19 protein-coding genes are annotated in these 20,405 nt (G+C 68.0%); 16 read left to right on the plus strand and 3 right to left on the minus strand.

Going from position 1 to position 20,405, the window contains the following annotated elements:
• Positions 1–47 precede the first annotated feature (47 nt).
• Positions 48–692, minus strand: coding sequence for an energy transducer TonB (locus tag ACPV3N_RS09330; RefSeq protein ID WP_440116909.1), 645 nt, complete (start codon positions 690–692; stop codon positions 48–50).
• 398 nt (positions 693–1,090) lie between these two features.
• On the opposite strand from ACPV3N_RS09330, the gene ACPV3N_RS09335 reads away from it, so the two are divergent.
• The gene (locus ACPV3N_RS09335) at positions 1,091–1,900 is read left to right on the plus strand and encodes a hypothetical protein (RefSeq protein ID WP_440116911.1); all 810 of its coding nucleotides are present in this window, start codon (positions 1,091–1,093) and stop codon (positions 1,898–1,900) included.
• A 46-nt stretch (positions 1,901–1,946) separates the two neighbouring features.
• Positions 1,947–3,320 (plus strand): homoserine dehydrogenase, encoded by a 1,374-nt coding sequence (locus tag ACPV3N_RS09340; RefSeq protein WP_440116913.1) that lies wholly within the window; start codon positions 1,947–1,949, stop codon positions 3,318–3,320.
• Here the strand turns inward: ACPV3N_RS09340 and ACPV3N_RS09345 are convergent.
• Complete coding sequence (locus ACPV3N_RS09345) at positions 3,280–3,849, minus strand: hypothetical protein (RefSeq protein ID WP_440116915.1); 570 nt, start codon at positions 3,847–3,849, stop codon at positions 3,280–3,282. The two genes, ACPV3N_RS09340 and ACPV3N_RS09345, sit on opposite strands and share 41 nt — an antisense overlap.
• A 102-nt stretch (positions 3,850–3,951) precedes the next feature.
• On the opposite strand from ACPV3N_RS09345, the gene glpX reads away from it, so the two are divergent.
• From glpX to ACPV3N_RS09415, 14 genes are all read left to right on the plus strand, one after another.
• Positions 3,952–4,941 (plus strand): class II fructose-bisphosphatase, encoded by a 990-nt coding sequence (gene glpX / locus ACPV3N_RS09350; RefSeq protein ID WP_440116917.1) that lies wholly within the window; start codon positions 3,952–3,954, stop codon positions 4,939–4,941.
• Between the two features lie 171 nt (positions 4,942–5,112).
• Positions 5,113–6,786 carry a pilus assembly protein TadG-related protein gene (locus ACPV3N_RS09355; RefSeq protein ID WP_440116919.1) on the plus strand — a complete coding sequence of 558 codons (1,674 nt, stop codon included), beginning with the start codon at positions 5,113–5,115 and terminating at the stop codon, positions 6,784–6,786.
• Positions 6,786–7,253 carry a TadE/TadG family type IV pilus assembly protein gene (locus ACPV3N_RS09360; protein ID WP_440116921.1) on the plus strand — a complete coding sequence of 156 codons (468 nt, stop codon included), beginning with the start codon at positions 6,786–6,788 and terminating at the stop codon, positions 7,251–7,253. Before ACPV3N_RS09355 ends, ACPV3N_RS09360 begins: the two co-directional genes overlap by 1 nt.
• The gene (locus ACPV3N_RS09365) at positions 7,250–7,687 is read left to right on the plus strand and encodes a TadE/TadG family type IV pilus assembly protein (RefSeq protein WP_440116923.1); all 438 of its coding nucleotides are present in this window, start codon (positions 7,250–7,252) and stop codon (positions 7,685–7,687) included. Before ACPV3N_RS09360 ends, ACPV3N_RS09365 begins: the two co-directional genes overlap by 4 nt.
• Before the next feature lie 99 nt (positions 7,688–7,786).
• Positions 7,787–8,722: a ribose-phosphate pyrophosphokinase gene (locus tag ACPV3N_RS09370; RefSeq protein WP_440116925.1), complete on the plus strand. Its 936-nt coding sequence runs from the start codon at positions 7,787–7,789 to the stop codon at positions 8,720–8,722.
• Positions 8,723–8,724: 2 nt separating this feature from the next.
• Entirely contained in the window at positions 8,725–9,507 is a 783-nt protein-coding gene (gene hisN, locus ACPV3N_RS09375; RefSeq protein WP_440116927.1) for a histidinol-phosphatase, read from the plus strand.
• Positions 9,508–9,550: 43 nt separating this feature from the next.
• Positions 9,551–11,578, plus strand: a complete 2,028-nt coding sequence (locus ACPV3N_RS09380) for a sulfatase-like hydrolase/transferase (RefSeq protein ID WP_440116929.1) — start codon at positions 9,551–9,553, stop codon at positions 11,576–11,578.
• Positions 11,579–11,750: 172 nt separating this feature from the next.
• Positions 11,751–11,954, plus strand: coding sequence for a 50S ribosomal protein L35 (gene rpmI / locus ACPV3N_RS09385; protein ID WP_259960753.1), 204 nt, complete (start codon positions 11,751–11,753; stop codon positions 11,952–11,954).
• 14 nt (positions 11,955–11,968) lie between these two features.
• Positions 11,969–12,325 (plus strand): 50S ribosomal protein L20, encoded by a 357-nt coding sequence (rplT, locus tag ACPV3N_RS09390; protein ID WP_440116931.1) that lies wholly within the window; start codon positions 11,969–11,971, stop codon positions 12,323–12,325.
• A 155-nt stretch (positions 12,326–12,480) separates the two neighbouring features.
• Positions 12,481–13,365 (plus strand): AraC family transcriptional regulator, encoded by an 885-nt coding sequence (locus ACPV3N_RS09395; RefSeq protein ID WP_440116933.1) that lies wholly within the window; start codon positions 12,481–12,483, stop codon positions 13,363–13,365.
• Positions 13,366–13,493: 128 nt separating this feature from the next.
• Positions 13,494–14,390, plus strand: a complete 897-nt coding sequence (locus tag ACPV3N_RS09400; RefSeq protein ID WP_440116935.1) for a helix-turn-helix domain-containing protein — start codon at positions 13,494–13,496, stop codon at positions 14,388–14,390.
• Positions 14,391–14,461: 71 nt separating this feature from the next.
• Entirely contained in the window at positions 14,462–15,577 is a 1,116-nt protein-coding gene (gene pheS, locus ACPV3N_RS09405) for a phenylalanine--tRNA ligase subunit alpha (RefSeq protein ID WP_440116937.1), read from the plus strand.
• Complete coding sequence (gene pheT, locus ACPV3N_RS09410) at positions 15,574–17,964, plus strand: phenylalanine--tRNA ligase subunit beta (protein ID WP_440116939.1); 2,391 nt, start codon at positions 15,574–15,576, stop codon at positions 17,962–17,964. Before pheS ends, pheT begins: the two co-directional genes overlap by 4 nt.
• On the plus strand, positions 17,961–18,707 hold the full coding sequence (locus ACPV3N_RS09415) for an SDR family NAD(P)-dependent oxidoreductase (protein WP_440116941.1): 747 nt from the start codon (positions 17,961–17,963) through the stop codon (positions 18,705–18,707). The genes pheT and ACPV3N_RS09415 overlap by 4 nt, the downstream gene beginning before the upstream one ends.
• Positions 18,708–18,716: 9 nt before the next feature.
• Here the strand turns inward: ACPV3N_RS09415 and ACPV3N_RS09420 are convergent, their stop codons facing one another.
• Complete coding sequence (locus ACPV3N_RS09420; RefSeq protein WP_440116943.1) at positions 18,717–20,312, minus strand: carboxylesterase/lipase family protein; 1,596 nt, start codon at positions 20,310–20,312, stop codon at positions 18,717–18,719.
• Positions 20,313–20,405: the final 93 nt, after the last annotated feature.

A 20,405-nucleotide genomic window follows, 5' to 3' on the forward strand; every position in this document is an offset into this window, starting at 1 on the left:
GGGTGAAAGTCCTCTCAGAAATTACGAATTGACGAATCAGAGCAAGGTTACTGCGGAATTTCCCACCGCACCGAACTCGACCAGGAGCCCGTCGTCGGGTCGCCTTCGCCGTCGGTTGCCGGGTTGAAGCGTGCCCGCCGCGTGATCAGCGAACAGGTTGTGCTGTCGAGGTCCGAGTGACCGCTCGAGCCGGTGATCTGGCAGTTCGAGACGCGCCCGCTGGCATCCACGGTCACGGTGAACCGGGTCGTGCCCTCGCGCTCCTCGCGCAGCGCGCGGCTCGGATAGTCGTTGGCGTTCGCCCAGCTGCCGGGATTGCCGCGCGGTGTCGGCGACTTCGGCTGCACCCGCGGCGGAGGCGGTGGGGGCGGCGCGACGGGGGCCGGCGGCGGCACGCGCAGCGCGGGCGGCGCCGGGGGCGGGATCGTCGGTTGCGTCTGGATCGGCGGAGGGGCCGGCGCGATGTTGATCGGCGGCGGCGGCGCGACCGGCGGCGGCGGCGCCACGTCGGGCTGCTCCTGCGGCGGCGGCGGCTCTTCCTCGGGCGGCGGCGGCTCCTCGATATCTACCGTCGTTACGCGCTCGACCGCCTTCTTGATCGCCGAATAGGCGAGGCCGGTCACGAGAACATAACCGATGGCGATATGGATGAGTGCAACGATGACAATCGCGACGATGCGATTGGTACTCATCTGTTGGTCAACGTAGGCCATTCAGTCGCATCACTCCATCGTCGGTGCCGGACGCAAGCGCCTGGCAAGAACAAACGTCGAATGCGCGCAATTCGTTAATCGCCGCGCCCCGACGCAATCCATGCTGTCCACCCTGTCGGCCCACCGGTTTCCGGTGACCGAACGGCCCGCCGGATATCCGATGACCCGGCTGGGGGCCTGACCGGGGTTATTGTTCTGTTCCCCGGCTCGCCGGACCCTTAACCGCGAAGCAAACCCCAAGCAAATCCTTTTCCGGTTAAGGGCGGATTCACGCCATTGCGGGCTGAACGGGGAAGATGCGATCCGGTTTCCAATTCCCTCCGATACCTCTAGGCGGTCCGACCATGGCCAATTTTCGAATCCCGACGCGGGCAGCGATGGCTGTAACCGCCTTCGCCCTAGCCGTGGCGGCAGCGCCCGCCCCCATCCCGACGGTGCCGCCCGCCTATGCCGACCTCGCCGATCTTGCCGATGCGGCGGGCCTGGTGGTCCACGCGAAGATCAGGAAGGCCATCCCCCTGCCGCCGGAGCGTGCAGGAACGGTCGCCGCCGGCCACGCGCGAGTCTACGTCGAGGCCGAGACCGTGGCGCTGCTCACCGGCAGCGCCCCGCTGGGGCAGTCGATCCGGTATCTGGTCGACGTGCCGCTTGACGCCAAGGGCAAGCTGCCCAAGCTGAAGAAGCGCGACGTTCTGGTCTTCGCGCGTCCCGTGGCGGGCAGGCCGGGCGAACTCCAGCTCGTCGGCCCTTCGGCCCAGATTGACTGGAGCCAGGGACTGGAGGCGCGCCTGCGCCCGCTGCTCGGGGAACTTGCTGCGCCCGACGCCGCGCCAGCGGTTACCGGGGTGCGTGATGCACTGTCGGTCGCCGGCACGCTCGCGGGCGAATCGGAAACGCAGATCTTCCTGTCGACCAGGAAAGGCGATCCCGTCTCGCTGACCATCGTGCGGCGGCCGGGGATGGCGCCGACCTGGGGCGTCTCGTACGGCGAGATCGTCGACCAGGCCGCCCGTCCTCCGGCTCCCGACACGCTTGCCTGGTATCGCCTCGCGTGCTTCCTGCCGCGCCAGTTGCCCGGCGCCGCGAACCTCGCACAGGACAGTGCCTCGCGCGCCCGGGCGGCACAGGATTATCGCTTCGTCATCGATGAACTCGGCGACTGCCCGCGCACGCTTTCGCGGCAATAGTTTCTCTTTGTTGGCCCCGCCGCTCGCGCTCCGATAGAGGCGGCGCATGGTGACGGAAACTACCAATGGGTCAGCACGCCCCTTGCGCGTGGCCCTCGCCGGCGTGGGCACGGTCGGCGCGGGCGTCGTTCGCCTGCTCGATGCCAACGCAGCCCTGATCGAGGCGCGGGCGGGCCGTCCCGTTCGGGTGGTCGCCGTAAGCGCGCGGGACCGCGAGAAGGATCGCGGTGTCGACCTGTCCCGCTTCACGTGGTGCGACGACATGACGGCGATGGCCGCCAGCGACGACGTCGACGCGGTGGTCGAACTGGTCGGCGGCGCGGACGGACCGGCACTCACCCTGGCCCGCAATGCCATCGCGGCAGGCAAGGCGCTGGTGACCGCCAACAAGGCGATGATCGCGCATCATGGGCTCACACTCGGCGAAGCGGCCGAGGGAATGGGCGTGCCGCTGAAGTTCGAGGCCGCCGTGGCCGGCGGCATTCCGATCATCAAGGGCCTTCGCGAAGGCGCCGCCGCCAACGCCATCGACCGCGTCCAGGGCATCCTCAACGGCACCTGCAACTTCATCCTTTCCACGATGGAGGATACTGGCCGCGATTTCGCCGACGTGCTCGCCGAAGCGCAGGCCCGGGGCTTCGCCGAAGCAGACCCGACACTCGACATCGAGGGGATCGACGCGGGCCACAAGCTCGCGATCCTTGCCGCAATCGCGTTCGGCGCGCGGATCGACCTCGAGCACGTGAGCTGCGAGGGCATTGCGCGCGTTCGCGCTGCCGACATCGCCCGTGCCCGCGATCTCGGCTTCGTCATTCGGCTGATCGGGGAAGCCGACGTGGAACATGCCCAGCCGGGCGGCTCACCGCGCCTCCTCCAGCGGGTCCGGCCATGCCTCGTCCCCCGCGACCATCCGCTGGCGCACGTCGACGGGCCGACCAACGCGGTCGTGGCGCAGGGCAATTATTCCGGTCGCCTGCTGTTCCAGGGCGCGGGCGCAGGTGACGGCCCTACCGCGAGCGCGGTCGTTGCCGACCTGATCGACATCGCCCGATGGTGGGGTCGCAACGGCGCGGCCGGCAGCGACGCCGGCGAGACGGGCACCGCGTTCTCGATTCCCGTAGGCGCGCTCGAGGCGATGGCTCCGGCCGAGCCCGGAGAGCGCTGCGGTCGGACCTATCTCCGCTTCACGGTTGCCGACCGGCCCGGCGTCCTCGCCGAAATTACCGCCGCCATGCGCGATGCCGAAGTGTCGATCGAGAGCCTGATCCAGCAGGGGCAGCCGAACGAAAACGGCGAGGTGCTGGTTGCGATGGTCACCCACGAAGGGGCGGAGAAGTGCGTGACCGAGGCGCTCCGCCTCCTCGACGGTTCGGCAAGCCTTACCGAGGCTCCGCTGGTGATGCCGATTCTGGCGGCCTAGGCGGCCGATCTGGTTCGTCCGCCTGCCCCGCGAGCGGGGGAAGCCCGCCCGGCGCGGGCGCGCTACCGTCATTACCTCTCGGCGCGAGTCCGCGTCCCACCCGGTCGGCATCCGAACCGGGCGGCGCTTCGGGGATCGCCTTCAGGTCGATGATCTTCGGCATAGGCGGCGGGCAAGGCGGGATGAAGCAACCGCGCGCGACGACCGCACCGGGATAAGTCGTTCCGACGTCGGGTGCGCGGGGCACGCCGCCCCTCGCGCCGGCGCCGGCCGGATCCAGCTCGCCGCTCGAGCGGACGCGGAACTGGTCCTGGTCCTCGACCTCGGCGCAGACGACGATTTCCTCGCCCGGCCGGTGCGGCGGGCAGGTTTCCTTTGCGCGGGCATCGGGCGGGCCGTAGGCCTGTTTCGCCGTCTCGATCGCCTGCGTTGCGGTGACGGGCGGCCCTGCGGCGGGCTGCGCCGCTGCGGGCACCGGCAAGGCGGCGGCAAGACCCGCGCAGAGCAGCAGCAAGGCGACTGTCTTCACGCTGGCGACGCGCTGCCGGAACAGTCCCTGGCTCTGCTCGACAACCGGCGTCTCCCTCGTCTAAGCGCGCGTCCACACAGCGTATCTTGGGGTGAATCTCGAATGAACAGTTCCAACCCGAAGCGTTCGAGCGTCCTCGACCGCGTCCTCGTGCTCGAGATGGTGCGGGTGACTGAAGCGGCAGCCATCGCCGCGAGCAAGCTGGTCGGCCGCGGCGACGAGAAGGCGGCCGACGCCGCGGCGGTAGAAGCCATGCGCCGCGCGTTCGACGAACTCGAGATCGATGGTACCGTCGTGATCGGCGAGGGCGAGCGCGACGAGGCGCCGATGCTCTACATCGGCGAAAAGGTCGGCGGCGCGATTGGAAGCGGACCCAGGATCGACATCGCGCTCGACCCGCTGGAAGGGACCACCATCACCGCCAAGGCGGGCCCCAACTCTCTCGCCGTTCTGGCGGCGGCAGAGGAAGGGTGCCTGCTCAACGCGCCGGACACCTACATGGAAAAGCTCGCCGTGGGCCCGGGTTACCCCGACGGCGTGATCGACCTCGCCAAGAGCCCGACCGAGAACGTCAGGGCGGTGGCCGCGGCCAAGGGCGTAACCCCGGCGGACATCATCGTCTGCGTGCTCGACCGCCCCCGCCATTCCGATCTCATCGCCGAGCTGCGTTCGCTCGGCTGCGGGGTCGTGCTGATCGGCGACGGCGATGTCGCGGGCGTGATCGCGACGACCGATCCGGACACGACGGTCGACATGTACATGGGCATTGGCGGTGCACCGGAAGGCGTGCTCGCGGCGGCGGCGCTGCGCTGCGTCGGGGGCCAGTTCAACGGGCGGCTGGTTTTCCGCAACGAGGACGAGAAGGCGCGTGCGCGCAAGTGGGGGATACCCGACAAGGACTTCGACCGCATCTACCGGCTCGAGGAGCTTGCGAAGGGCGACTGCATCTTCGCTGCGACGGGAGTGACATCGGGTTCGCTCCTCGACGGCGTCAAGCGCCTGCGCGGCGGCAAGATGACCACCGACAGCGTCGTGATGCGCGCCAGCAGCGGAACCGTCCGCTGGATCAAGGGCGAACACCGCAGCGGGTAGACCGCAGATCGCCCCGTGCGTAGGCGCTCGCGTGGGACACGCCGGCACGCTATCCTTGGGTAATTCCCCAAGTGTAATGTCTTCAAAATATTAAGTTAACAATTCAGAAATTGTTAGCTTCTCCAGAACAGTCCGGTGCTTGCGAAGTATTGCGCACGCGGAGTTCTTAAGATGACCCATTCGCAAGGTGCTGGCTCCGGCTTGTTGCGGATTGTCGCAGGCGCCGTAGGCCGGTTGCGGGAGAACCGCAGCGGCAATGCCGCCCTCATCGTGGCGCTGGGGATGCCCGCGCTGATCGGCGGGGCCGGTTTCGCGGTCGACACCGCGCAGTGGTACATGTGGAAGCGCGAACTCCAGTTCGCGGTCGACCAGGCCGCGATCGCCGGCGCGCTCGCCCGGTCGAGCACCGACACCGAGGCGAGCTACGACGCGCGCGCGCGGCAGGAATACGCGGCCAACATCTCGACCGTCGCAGGGTTCGCGACCAGGCCGACCGAGATCAAGGTCGGGCTGGTGAACTATTCGGGCGGCGTGAAGAACTCGGTCACCGTGTCGGCCGAGGCGACACGCAGCTTGCCGTTTTCGAGCTTTCTCACCGGCAAGGCGGCAACGATCGGAGCATTCGCCCAGGCAAGCTTCAAGGAGGGTGCCACGTTCACCAGCTGCCTGACAGCGGTCAGCGAGGACGCCGACGGGGCGATCAACATCGGCGGCAACTCGGTGCTCACCGCGGCCTGCGGCATGGCCGCGCTGTCCAAGTCAGACAGGGCCATCACCGTCAGCGGCAACCCGACGATCGAGGCCGGCTGGATCCTTGCGGCAGGCGGTATCGACGAGTGGTTCCGCACCAACACCAACGACGTGATCATGGAGCATCTCGAGGGCCTGTACGATCCCTTCAAGGCGCTCTCGCCGCCAAATCCCGCCGAAACGCAGGTCAACCGGACCTACACCTGCATCAAGGGCAAGACGACAACGCGCGCCAATGTCAGGACCGACCTCGACACCACCTACACCTATTACAAGGGCTTCTCGCCCGACACGAACGGCGATGGGGTGCTGACCAGCGCCGAGCTCGCCGCCGCGACCTGGCAGCTGCAGGAGAACGCCAAGGGCAAGTCGAGGGAGACGAGCAGTACGTCCTCCAGCATGGTCCTTGTCGAGAATAACACCGTCGACGGCGTGACGAAGACGACCACGCGCACGATCGTCAAGACGAACAACTCCACCGGGGCGAATGCGACCTGGGAAATGAAGACGACCGTCACCACCACGACTCAGTCGGGCACCATCGCGACGACCACTCCCGACCAGGCCACGGTCCTGCCGGGCACCTACACCGACATCCACGTCGGCTGCACGACGGTGTTCGCGCCGGGCGTCTATGTGATCAACGGCGGGGGGCTGAAGGTTACCGGGCAGTACGAAGTGACGGGTTCGGGCGTGATGTTTGTGCTGAAGAACGGCGCCTGGATCGACATCGCAGGCGGCGCGAACATCAACCTCACCGCCATCACCGCCTCGCAGCTGATCGCAAAGGGCGTTCCCGAAAGCGACGCCAACAAGCTTGCCGGCATGCTGGTGTTCGAGGACCGCAGTTCGCCCGGCAGCAGCAAGACCAAGCTCAACGGCAACGCAAACACCCTGCTCAACGGAACGATCTACCTGCCGGTCAGCGCGATCGACTTTGCCGGAACAGCCGGCGTGTCGAGCCAGTGCCTGATGATCGCCGCCAACACGATCCGGCTGACCGGCACGGCCAACATGGCCACGTTCTGTCCCCCTGGTCTGTCGAACTCGACAAACGTCGTGAACCTGAAGGCCAGCGTGAAGCTGGTCGCATGATGAGCCTGCCGTTCAGCCCGAGCCGGATCGTGCGCGACAGCAGCGCGACGATGGCGGTCGAAACCGCGATCGTGGCGCCGGTGCTGGCGTTGCTCGCGCTCGGAGGGTTCGAGGCGAGCTCGCTCGTCGCGCGCAAGAGCGAGCTGGACAGTGCCGTTGCAGAAGCCGCCGCGATCGTCAGGGCATCCCCCCCTGCCGACGCGGCGGCACGCCTGACGATCAAGAACGTCGTCCAGACCTCGATCGACCCCGACGGGTCAAATCCCCACGACGAGGTGACGGTGGTCGAGACCTATCGTTGCGGCACCGGGGACTATGTCCTCGCCAAGCCGACCTGCGTGAAGGCCGCCGACCTGACAATCTACGTCGAACTCAAGGTCACCGATCGCTACGTGCCGAAGTGGACCCAGTTCGGCATCGGCGGCCCGGTCGATTACCTCGTCGTGCGCCGGGTGCTGGTGGCGTGAGTGCCTTTGCGCTCCTGCGGCGACTGGCGCGGGACCGGGACGGTGCGACGACGGTCGAGTTGGCGATCCTCGCCCCGGCGTTTCTCGCGTTGCTGTTCGGCGTGTTCCAGATCGGCCTTGCACTACAGAACTACAACGCCTTGCGGGGCATTTCCGCCGATGTCGCCCGCTACGCGCTGGTGCAGTATTCGACCGGCAACCGAGTGTCGAAGGAGCAGCTCAACAGCTACGCGCTGTCGGTCGGGCGATCGGCGCCCTACATCCTCGACTACGAGATGTACTCGGCGTCGATCCGGCAGCCGACCGTCCAGCGGGTGAGCGGGGCGTTGGAGCTCGAACTCACCCTCCGCTACCAGGTGTTCAGCGTCATGAGCGCCTATGGACTGGAAGGCCCCTACATCACGTATACCCGGCCGATCTTCGTGACGGCGTGACGCGTCCGGGCGCGACCAAGCAGCAGGGAATGTTGCAATGAGGCGAAGCTCCGCTAAGCCGCGCTGCACCCGAATCCCCCGCCCGAGGACCCGCCTGCGATGAAGATCATGTCCGGCAACGCGAACCTGCCGCTCGCCCGCGCGATCGCGGGGTATCTCGAGATGCCGCTGACCGATGCGAGCGTACGCCGCTTCGCCGACGAGGAAATCTTCGTCGAGATCCACGAGAACGTCCGCGGCGAAGACCTGTTTATCGTCCAGTCGACCAGCTTCCCGGCCAACGACAACCTGATGGAGCTTCTGATCTCCATCGATGCGTGCCGCCGCGCGTCGGCCAAGCGGATCACCGCGGTCATCCCCTATTTCGGCTATGCCCGGCAGGACCGCAAGCCCGGCCCGCGCACCCCGATCTCGGCCAAGCTCGTCGCCAACCTCATCACCGAGGCCGGCGCGGACCGCGTGCTGGCGGTCGACCTTCACGCCGGGCAGATCCAGGGGTTCTTCGACATTCCGACCGACAATCTGTTCGCGGCCCCGACGATGGCGGCCGACATCCAGGCCCGCTACGGCGAGCGCGACCTCATGGTGGTCTCGCCCGACGTCGGCGGCGTGGTCCGCGCCCGCGCGCTCGCCAAGCGGCTCGACAACGCGCCGCTCGCGATCGTCGACAAGCGCCGCGATAGGCCGGGCGAATCGGAGGTCATGAATATCATCGGCGACGTAAAGGGTCGCCACTGCATCATGATCGACGACATCGTCGATTCGGGCGGGACGCTGTGCAACGCCGCCGCGGCGCTGCTCGACGGCGGCGCAAAGAGCGTCGCCGCCTACATCACTCACGGCGTACTCTCGGGCGGCGCGGTGGCCCGCGTCGACGGCTCGGCGCTCGAGGAACTCGTCATAACCGACACGATTCGTCCGACCGACGCGGTGGTCGATTCCTCCCGCATCCGCACGCTGACGATCGCGCCGCTGATCGGCGAGGCGGTGCGCCGGATCGCAGACGAGAGCTCGGTCAGCTCGCTGTTCGACTGAGGGTGTCGCTCGAAACCGACATCGCGCTTGCGCACCGCCTCGCCGACGCCGCGGGAGCGGCCATCCGGCCCCTCTTCCGTGGCCAGATCGGGCTCGAGGCAAAGGACGACGCGTCGCCGGTGACGTTGGCGGACCGCGCGGCGGAGGAGGCGATGCGCCGGATTCTCGCCGCCGAGGTGCCGCGCGACGGGATCATCGGCGAGGAGTTCGGAGCCGAGCGCGAAGGCGCCGCCCGCCAGTGGGTACTCGACCCCATCGACGGAACCACCAGTTTCGTCGCGGGGCGGCCGATTTTCGGCACGCTCATCGCGCTTCTCGAAGGGGGATTTCCGGTCCTCGGGGTCATCGACCAGCCTGTCCTCGGCGAACGATGGGTGGGCGCAATGGGTCGTCCGACCACGTTCAACGGCAAGGAAGTGCGCACCCGCCCCTGCCGCGAGCTGTCCGATGCCGTTCTTGGCACCACCAGCCCGGGTGCATTTTCCGATCATGCCGCGGAACATTTCATGGCGCTCGCCGCCAAGTGCCACCACCGGCGGATGGTCTGGGGGGGCGACTGCTACAACTACGGGCTCGTCGCGAGCGGCCATGTCGATATCGTCTGCGAGGATTCACTCAAGCTCCACGATTTCGCCGCGCTCGTCCCGGTGGTCGAGGGGGCCGGCGGGACGATGGCCGACTGGCACGGCGAACCGCTTCACGCAGCTTCCGAGGGACATGTGATCGCGCTCGGCGACCCCGCGCGGCTGGAGGACGTCGTCGAGGCGCTCGCCTGCGGGCACTGAGGCGTTAGCCTTATCCTAAATCCGCCGCGCTAGACGCGCGGACATGGCGACACGCGCTCGACTGCCGCTCATGATTGCTGCGCCGCGCTTCGTGGGGGAGCGCCTGCTGGCGTTCGTGCCGCTCGTTGTTGTGGCCTTCGCCGGCGCGCTCGAACTGGCGCTGGCCGATCGCAAGTTCGGCCTGTTCACCGGCGGCTTCGGGATGAGCCGGGCGGTGGATACCGCAGCCGAGCGCGCGACGTTCCTGATCGGTTACGTATCCGCCATGATGGTCCTGGGGCTGCTTGGCTGGGCGTTCGCGCGAACGGTGACGCGCCGGCGCGCCGCATGGACCCCAGCCTATGCCTTCGCGCTCGTCAACGGCGGCCTGTTTGCCGGCTTGCTCGCGGCGCAGTACCGGCTCGCCGCATATTTCAGCGACGCCATGGGCTTTGCGCTGATGAAGCAGCTGGGCGGCGGGAGCCTCGTGGACGCGTTGCTATTCGGGATGAGCGAGATCGGTGTTGCGCTCATCGCACTCGCCGCCATGGCCGGGGCGGCATGGCTCGCGGCGAGACTGCTCGCGCGCGTCCTGCCCGCCGACCTGGCGCGGCCCTCGGCCCCCTCATCCCTGTTGACGATCTCGGCCGGAGGCCTGTTCCTTGTGTGCGCCGCGGCGATTCCGCGCACCGGCGGTGATGCGGCATTCGCCCTCGAGCGCACGCTCGCATGGGACGCACTGACCGGCGCTCTCGACACCGCGACCGATTTCGACCGTGACGGGTACGGGCTTTTCGGCATCCAGCACGATGCCGCGCCGTTCGACTCCTCTCGCCATCCGCTCGCGCTCGACGTGCCGGGTAATGGCATCGACGAGGACGGCTATGGCGGCGACCTCAGACTGGTGCCGCTGCCCGCTGTGGCCGGTCCGCAGGTATTCTCGGGCAGGCGGCCCCACATCGTCATCGTGGTGTTCGAATCGATGCGGGGCGACGTGCTCGGCAAGCGGGTGAACGGCCAGGTGGTCGCGCCGAACCTCGAGGCGCTGGCCCGGGCGGGTAGCGTGGCGCGCCCGGCCTACAGCCACGTCGGCTTCACGACCGAGAGCCTCAAGTCGCTGTTTTCGGGCCAACTCGCGCCGGAGGACGGCGATCCGTCGCTGTTCCGCGACCTCTCGGCTAGCGGGTACCGGATCGGCGTGTTTTCCGGCCAGCCGGAAGACTTTGGCGGCATCTCGCAGACGGTGGGCATGCGCGAGACCGCGGACGTCCATGTCGATGCCGAGACGCTGCGCGACAAGCGCGCATTCGACTTTGCCGCCCAAGGATCGCTTCTGGTCGATGAGGGTCACCTGCTCGCCGCCTTCGACCGCACCTTCGGCCGCGAGGACTGGGCCGCACGGCCGCACTTCGCCTATTTCAATTTCCAGTCCGCGCACTTCCCCTACGACCATCCGGGCGTGGTCCGCCGCCTCACGGCCGATCCGCTTCCGCGCGGCGAAATCGCTGCGGCCAACGCGCGACGGTTAGAGGAAACCTACTGGAACGCGGTTGCCTATGCCGATCGGCGGCTGGGCGAACTCGTCGCGCGGCTCAAGGCAAAGGGCGTGTGGGATGACACTGTCCTCGTGGTCAGCGGCGACCACGGGGAAGAGCTGTTCGACGGCGGCTTTCTTGGTCATGGCCACGTGATCAACCGCGAACAGTTCGGCACGTTGCTGGTGGCGAACCGTCCCGGGTTGCTGCCGGCCGGACCTGTCGGCCTTGCCGATTACCGCGCGATCCTGTCCGCCGCGATCCGCGAACAGGATCCGCCTCCTGCCCCGGTGCCGCCGTTCCTGCACATCGGCCCGCTCGACTTGCCGACCGCCATTGGCCTCGCCGGTCCGCGCGGAGAGCTTACCGGCGTGCGCCTCGATACCGGCGAAACCTGCTTTCGCGAACGAGGACGCTGTGCGGCGTATGGCTCGCTTACCGGTACCGACAGGGCGCGGGCCGATGCCGTGATCGCCCGCTGGGGCTCGGAGCGCTGGCGCAAGCATGCCGGAGCTGCCGGTCGCGTGCCGGGGCGCCCGGTCGCCGCTTCGCGCTGACATTGCGCACCGCCGCAAGGGAGACGGCGGGTCCTCATGCGGCACCGAAGGGCTTGCCTTGGGCGTCCTTCTCGCCTAGGGGCGCGCCCTTCACCGACACGTGTTTCACAGTCGGCCTGGCTATCTAGGGCTGCCAGGGCTGATTGGTGCGTGTCTTCGAAAGGAGACGAAAATGCCCAAGATGAAGACCAAGAGCGGGGTCAAGAAGCGTTTCAAGATCACCGCTACCGGCAAGGTCAAGCACGGGGTCGCCGGCAAGCGCCACCGCCTGATCAGCCATAACGCCAAGTACATCCGCCAGAACCGCGGGACCACCGTGATCGCCGACGCCGATGCGAAGACGATCAAGAAGTGGGCGCCCTACGGGCTCGATTGAGGAGGTACTGAGACATGGCACGCGTCAAGAGGGGTGTAACCACCCGCGCCAAGCACAAGCGGATCCTCGATCAGGCCAAGGGCTATCGCGGTCGCCGCAAGAACACCATCCGCGTCGCGCGGCAGGCGGTCGAAAAGGCCGGCCAGTATGCCTATCGCGACCGCAAGGTGAAGAAGCGGAACTTCCGCGCGCTCTGGATCCAGCGGATCAACGCCGCGGTTCGCGCCGAGGGACTGACCTATTCGCAGTTCATGCACGGCGTTAAGCTCGCCGGCATCGAGCTCGACCGCAAGGTCATGGCCGACGTTGCGATGAACGAGAGCCCCGCGTTCAGCGCGATCATCGCCCAGGCGAAGGCCGCCCTGAACTAGGCAACCCGTTTCGCCGGGTTCACGGGGGCGTCGCGAGCATTTGGCTAGCGGCGCCCTCGCCGTTTGCGCGCTTGACGCGGAGGCGCACGCGACTAGTGTCGAAAAAATACAAGGCATAGCCCTGCGGGTCGCCCTCCACCCAAGACAGGACAGCCATGACGGACATGCCACGGATTACCGTGCGCTTCTTCCGCCTGTCGGAGGAGTTGCAGCCCTACTTCACCGCCCTTTACCTGACGGTCATCGACGCCGGCGAAGCGCTGGTCAGAGATCACCTCCATCCGGAATGGGCCGCGATGCGGTTCACCGAGGGACCCCCGCCGATCGCCTGCATCGGCCCGGGGGAGCTCGTGCCACAGTGGCCTTTCGTTGCCAGCGGGCCGACCAGCAAGGCGACCAACTTCGGGGTGCGAACCAGCCGGATCTGGGGTCTTGGCCTCCAGCCCGCGGGCTGGGCGCGATTCGCCCAGGGTTCGGCTGCCGCCCTTGCCAACCGGACGGTCGATGGAACAACCCACCCCTCGTTCGCGGCGTTCGCGGCTATCCTGCCGCGGATTCTCGCTTGCGAGGACGGCGACGATGCCAAGGCCGCGATGGTCGACGAGCACCTGCGCGGTCATGGCGGCCGGGCCGATCCCCGCGAGGACGCGATCTTCGCCTGCCAGGATGCCTTGCGTGACCCCGAACTGGGCGAGGTCGGCGCCTTGCAGGACCGGCTCGGCATGACGGTGAAGACGCTCGAGCGGTTCTGCCGCCGGTACTTCGGCTTTCCCCCCAAGATGCTGCTGCGCCGCCAGCGGTTCGCCCGCAGCCTCGCCCAGTTCATGCTGGATCCATCGCTGAGCTGGATCGACGCGCTCGACGGCCAGTATCACGACCAGGCCCAGTTCGTCCGCGAGTTCCGCGAATTCATGGGCATGCTGCCGAGCGAATACGCGAGGACGCCGCACCCGATCGTTCAGCCGATCATGCGTCAGCGCATGGTCGACCAGGGAGCGGCGGAACCCCTCGACCTGCCGACGATCGCGCGGTTCCGATAGGAGACCGACCTCTACTTGCCGCCGCGCCCGGGCCTTGGTAGCGTCGCATTCTTACAACACGAGCGTGCACAGACCCTGCCCGCTTTCGCGTCGCTCTATCCCTCCAACCCGGAGTAAGCGTCGAGTCCATGCCCGATCAGACGGTGTCCGCGCCGCCCCTCGAGTGCACTGTGTCGGCGCGGTTCTTTGCGCCGCCCGAGGGACTCGAAGGTTGTCTGACGAGCATTTATCGGCTCGAACTGTCGGTTGCCGGACCCGGCGTGGTCACCGACTGGCTCCAGCCCGAATGGGCCAACCTGCGGGTCTTTTCCGGCGCGCGTCCCTGGGCACAGGTCGGCGAGGGCCGGGTCGTGGACGACGCCCGGTTCACCGTCACCGGGCCGAGTTCGCGCGGCACGCGGTTCGAGCTGGGGACCACGCGGATGTGGGGGATCGGCCTGCTGCCGCTCGGCTGGGCGCGTCTGGTCGGGCGTCCGGCGGCCGGCTATGCCAACATGCTCGCCGACGCGGAGCGCCATCCCGATTTCGCGCGCTTCGCCGACCTTCCCGGTATATTCGCAGGAACCCCTGACGACGACATCGAGCTCGAGCGGATCATCGCGGTCCTGCGCCGGGCTTCGCGCCCCCTTGCCGACGAGACGAGGATCGTCGCCGTCCACCAGGCGATGATCCAGCTCGGGCTGGCCAAGGTAGACGACTTCGCCCAGCGGGCGGGTCTTTCGGTGCGCGCTCTCGAGCGCGTGTGCCGCCGCCATTTCGGGTTCCCGCCCAAGCTGCTGCTGCGGCGCCAGCGGTTCGTGCGCAGCATCGCCGCCTGGATGCTGGGGGGAATGGGCAAGTGGACCGGGGCGATCGACGAACTCTACACCGACCAGGCGCACTTCAATCACGAGTTCCACGAGTTCATGGGCATGTCGCCGAGCGAATACGCGGCGCTGCCCCATCCGATCCTGGCGGAGTTCATGGAGCAGCGGGCGAAAAGCTGGGGCTCGCCCGCGCAGACGCTCGACCGCCCGCCCGGATAGCGGCCGCGAGTCCGCTTGCCGCGCGCAGGGCATTGCGATGAAGCGCGAGCGCCCCTAGGGGCCGGGGCGCAATGGATACGACCGATCAGACCCGCCTCGACGAGGCGCTGGCCGCCATCGCCGGGGCCGAAACGAGCGAGGCGCTCGAGGCGCATCGCGTTGCCGCGCTGGGCAAGTCCGGCTGGGTGAGTGCGCTCCTCAAGACGCTGGGCCAGATGACTCCCGATCAGCGCCAGGTCGAGGGGCCGCGCATCCAGGGTTTGCGCGCGCGGGTGGCCGAGGCGATCGAGGCACGCAAGGCCGTGCTCGAGTCCGCCGCGCTCGAGGCGCAGCTGGCGAGCGAGGTGCTCGACCTGACCCTGCCCGCGCCGCAGGCGCCTCGCGGTTCGATCCATCCCGTCAGCCAGGTCATGGACGAGCTGGCCGAGATATTCGCCGACCTGGGTTTCTCGGTCGCCACCGGACCCGAGATCGAGGACGACTGGCACAACTTCACCGCGCTCAACATGCCCGAAAGCCATCCCGCGCGCGCTATGCATGACACCTTCTACTTCCCGGACGAAGGTCCCGAGGTGGCAGGCGGCAAGACCCGGATGGTCCTTCGCACCCACACCTCGCCGGTCCAGATTCGCGCAATGGTCGGGCAGGGCGCGCCGCTGCGGGTCATTGCGCCGGGCCGTGTCTACCGTTCGGACAGCGACGCCACGCACACTCCGATGTTTCACCAGGTCGAAGGGCTGGTGATCGACGAGGGCATCCACCTCGGCCACCTCAAGTGGACGCTCGAGACCTTCCTGAAGGCATTCTTCGAGCGCGACGACATCGTCCTGCGGCTACGGCCGAGCTATTTCCCGTTCACCGAGCCGAGCGTCGAGGTCGACGTGGGCTGGCAGGACGTCGGCGGGCGCCGCGTGCTGGGCGGCGACGGCGATGCGCCCGGCCATGGCTGGATGGAACTCCTCGGATCGGGAATGGTCAACCGCCGCGTACTCGAATTCGCGGGTCTCGACCCCGACACGTGGCAGGGCTTCGCCTTCGGTGTCGGCGTCGACCGGCTCGCCATGCTGAAATACGGAATGGACGATCTGCGCGCCTTCTTCGACGGCGACGGGCGCTGGCTCGCGCATTACGGGTTCGACCCGCTCGACGTGCCGACGCTCTCGGCCGGTGTGGGGGCGCGGTCGTGAAGTTTTCGCTCGAATGGCTGAAGGCGTTCCTCGAGACCGAGGCCAGCGCCCCCGAGATCGCCGCGAAACTCAACGCGATCGGCATCGAGGTCGAGGCTCTCGAGGACCCGGCCGAACGGCTTGCCGGTTTCCGTGTGGCCCAGGTGCTGACCGCGAACCCGCATCCCGATGCCGACAAGCTCCAGGTCCTCACGGTCGACATGGGGGCTGGCGATCCGCTGCAGGTCGTCTGCGGTGCGCCGAACGCGCGCGCCGGCATGAAGGGCGTACTCGGCCTGCCGGGCGCGGTCGTCCCCGCCAACGGGATGGAACTGCGCAAGAGTGCGATCCGCGGCGTCGAATCGAACGGCATGATGTGCTCGGTGCGCGAACTCGAACTCGGCGAGGAACACGACGGCATCATCGAACTGCCGGCCGATGCCCCCGTCGGCGAGGCCTTTGCCGATTACCACGGCGCCTCCCCGGTGTTCGATGTCGCGATCACTCCCAATCGGCCCGACTGCATGGGGGTCGAGGGGATTGCCCGCGACCTCGCGGCCGCCGGAATGGGGGTGTTCAGACCGTGGCGCGCAAGCCACATCGAAGGCAGCTTCCCCTGCCCCGTAGAAATTCGCACCGATGACCCGGAAGGATGTCCGGCGTTCTACGGCCGTGTCATCCGCGGGGTGCAGAATGGCGCGAGTCCCGAGTGGATGCAGGCCCGGCTGATCGCCGCGGGCCAGCGGCCGATCAGCGCGCTTGTCGATTTCACCAACTATCTGTCGCTCGCCTTCGGGCGCCCCGCGCACGTCTACGACCTCGCCAGGCTTTCGGGCGCCGTGGTCGCCCGGCGCGCGCGGAACGGGGAGACGGTCGAGGCGCTCAACGAGAAGACCTATACCCTCGACGCCACCATGACCGTGATCGCCGACGACGCGGGCGTGCACGATATCGGCGGGATCATGGGCGGCGAGCATTCGGGCGTGACGCAGGAGACCACCGACGTCCTTCTCGAGATCGCCTATTTCGATCCTGCCCGGATCGGCGCGACCGGGCGCAAGCTCGGCATCGCGAGCGATGCGCGCACGCGGTTCGAGCGCGGCGTGGACCCGGCCTTCCTCGACGAGGGGCTCGACCTGCTGACAGACCTGATCCTCAGGGTCTGCGGCGGAGAGCCGAGCGAGGTCGTGCGCGCCGGATCGCCTCCGTGCGAGCCGCAGGTCGTGGCCTACGATCCTGCCCTCGCCGAACGGCTTGGCGGGGTCGCGATCCCGGAGACCGAGCAGCGCGCCACGCTCGAACGTCTCGGTTTCGAAGTCTCGTCCGAATGGCAGGTCACGGTCCCGCTGCGGCGCCACGACATCGAGGGCCCGGCCGACATCGTCGAGGAAGTCGTGCGGATCCACGGGCTCGACGCGGTACCCTCGACCCCGCTCCCCCGGGCGGAGGGAGTGGCGCGGCCGACCGCGACACCCGAGCAGGCGCGCGAACGCAAGGTCCGCCGCGCCGCAGCGGCGCGGGGTCTGTCCGAGGCGATCACCTGGTCGTTCCTTCCCCGCGACGACGCCGAACACTTCGCAGAAGGGAACGGCGGCCTGTGGGTGCTCGACAACCCGATCAGCGAGGACATGAAGGCCATGCGACCCTCGCTCATCCCCGGCCTCCTCGCTGCGGCGCGGCGCAACGCCGATCGCGGAGCGGATTCCATCCGGTTGTTCGAAGTCGGGCGCCGCTACCTGCGCGGGTCTGGCGGCGCGAGCGACGAGCGCCCGACCGTCGGCGTGCTGCTGACGGGCGAGAAGACGCCGCGTGGCTGGAAGAGCGGCAAGGCGACCGCGTTCGATGCGTACGACGCCAAGGCCGATGCGCTCGCGCTGCTCGAGGCGGCGGGCGCGCCGGTTGCAAACCTCCAGGTGTCGGGTGACGCGGGGCCGCAATTCCACCCCGGACAGTCGGGCACCCTGCGGCTCGGTCCAAAGACGGTGCTCGCCCGTTTCGGCGCGCTGCATCCCTCGACCCTCAAGGCATTCGACGTGGAAGGCCCGGCGATGGCCGCTGAAATCTATCTCGACGCCATTCCCGCACGGAAGAACGCGACCTTCGCGCGCGCGCCATACGAACCGCCCGCGCTCCAGCCGGTAACCCGGGACTTCGCGTTTCTCGTCGAGGCGGCGCTTCCTGCGAACGATCTCGTCCGCGCTATTCGCGGGGCGGACAAGGCCCACATCGTCGCTGCCGAAGTGTTCGACGATTTCCGGGGCACGGGCGTTCCGGCGGGCCGGAAATCGCTGGCGATCGAGGTAAGGTTCCAGCCTGCGGACAAGACCTATACCGATGCCGATCTCAAGGCGCTGTCGGACAAGGTCGTGGCTGCTGCCGCCAAGCTCGGGGGCGAATTGCGGGGATGAAGACCGCCTTCGTCACCGGCGCCACTGCGGGCATCGGCGAGGCAACGGTCCGCGCCCTCGTCGCCGCTGGATGGCGCTGTGTCGCGACCGGAAGGCGGGCCGAGCGGCTCGACGCGCTCGTCGCTGAACTGGGGGGGGCCAGGGTTCACGCCGCGGTATTCGACGTGCGCGACGCGGCCGCGACCGAGCTGGCCCTGAGGGACCTGCCGTCCGACTTCGCGAACATCGATCTCCTCGTGAACAATGCGGGACTCGCCCGGGGGCTTGCCGCCGCTCAGGAGGCCAGCCTCGACGACTGGCGGGCCATGATCGACACCAACGTCACGGCGATGGTCACGCTTACCCGGCTGCTGCTTCCGGGCCTGATCGAGCGCAAGGGCGCGATCGTCACGGTCGGCTCGGTCGCGGGCAGCTACATCTATCCGGGCGGCAACGTCTATGCCGGGTCGAAGGCCTTCGCCAACCACTTCACACTGGCACTGCGCGCCGACCTGCACGGCACCGGGGTGCGGGTCACCAGCATTGAGCCGGGGATGGTCGAGACCGAGTTCACTCTCGTGCGAACCGGCAGCCAGGAAGCGTCGGACAGGCTCTACGCAGGGGCAAACCCGATGACTGCGCAGGACATCGCCGACACGATCCTCTGGATCGCCGGGCTCCCCCCGCACCTCAACGTAAACCGCATCGAGCTGATGCCGGTCAGCCAGGATTTCGCGGGCTTCCGGGTCGCGCGCGAGGCCTGACCGCCTCGCTTATCTGGCGGTCAGCTCGCGCAGGCCCCTGTCGGGATCGGCGACCACTCTCGGCGTCAGGTCGAGCAGCATCACCTCGCGGTTCCGCCCTGTATAGGCCGGCCAATCCGGCAGGAGCGGGCTCGCCGGAATGCCCGTCCGGGCGAACGACAGCCATGCGTCGCTCATCATTGTCTCCATCCTGAGCGGCGCATCGCCTTCGCCGACAAGCGCTGCGCTTTCTCGCGCATTCGCGAACATGAGCGGCATGTCGAGCGTGTGCGGGCTGCGGAATATGCCGCCCGCGACGGGCGTTTCCCAAGTCAGCTTGTAGAAGTAGACGGGCGCGCCGCCCGCTCGCGCGATCTGGTCGGCGATGACGTAGGACCCTTGTGCGAAGCGCCAGGTCATCGCGCTGTTGGCGATGTACGTGGGGCTCTCGTCGGGGTTCTGCGCCTTGAGGTAGCCGACGACCTTCGCCGCCTCGGGACCCATCATCGCCGCCATGCCGTCGAGCATGGCCGAATCGAGCCGGCCGAACCACGGTTGCGCGGCATTGAAAATGGTCATCTCGTCCTTGTTGTAGCCGATCATGACCGGGACGGTCCGCGACTGCGCGGGCGCGTCCGGCACGAACGGATCGCGGGCGACCACCACGCCATCGACGATGGGACCGAAATTCGCGCCCCCGCCAAAGCCGCGCGCGGGCAGAACCGCCCGCGCCGCTTCGAGGAGGGTCTCGGCCGGAACCGCCTGCAGGTCCGCGACGGTCGCCGCTCCCAGCTTTGCCATCAGGTCCCCGGCAAGCCTGGCCGCTTCGTCCTTCTTTCCACTGGTGACGCCCGGTCCCGACTGGATGATCGCCTTGTCGAACAGCCCGTCTGCCGCCGGGGTCGCGAGCAGGTGGCTGACTTTCGATCCGCCCCCCGATTCGCCCATGATCGTCACGTTGTCCGGATCGCCGCCGAAGGCCGCGATGTTGTCGCGGACCCATTCGAGCGAGGCGACGAGATCGAGGTTGCCTGCATTGCCGCTGTCCGCGAAGGCTGGGTCCTTGTCGCCGAGGTAGGCGTAGCCGAAGGCGTTCAGCCGATGGTTGACGGTCACCACCACGACGTCGCCCTTGGCGGCGAGGTTGCGCCCGTCGTAGACCGGCCATCCGCCCGAGCCGTAGGCGTAACCCCCGCCGTGGAACCAGACCATCACCGGCCGCTTCCCCCTGTCCGCGGCCGGCGTCCAGACGTTGAGGAACAGGCAGTCCTCGTTGTCGATCTTGGCTTCCCCCGCGGTCGGGAAGATCGACTGGAACTGGCGGGTCGTGTCCGACGTGTTCGGGCCGCTCGGGGTGTACATCTGCATGCACGGCGCGCCCAGCGAGGTGGCGTCCCAGATGCCATCCCAGTCTGCTGCGGGCTGCGGGGCGCGGAAGCGCAGCGGTCCTACCGGCGGGGCGGCGTAGCGCAGCCCCAGAAACGCATCGACTCCCTCGTCCTTGAGGCCCTGGACCTTGCCTTGCGCGGTTTCGACGATTGGGGTCGGCACCGGCGTCCCGGCTTGGGCGGGACCCGTCAGTGCCGCAATGGCAGCGCCGATTGCAAGGAACGGTTTGCCCAGCATCTTCCTCTCCCCCACATCAGGTCGGTGGCATTCTAAGCTCGGGTATGGCGCCGGGCAATGTCGAATGGCGCAAGGCTGGCGTAGCGGCGCGCC

The sequence above is a fragment of the Tsuneonella sediminis genome (genome assembly GCF_051912845.1).
GTDB classification, from domain to species: domain Bacteria; phylum Pseudomonadota; class Alphaproteobacteria; order Sphingomonadales; family Sphingomonadaceae; genus Tsuneonella; species Tsuneonella sediminis.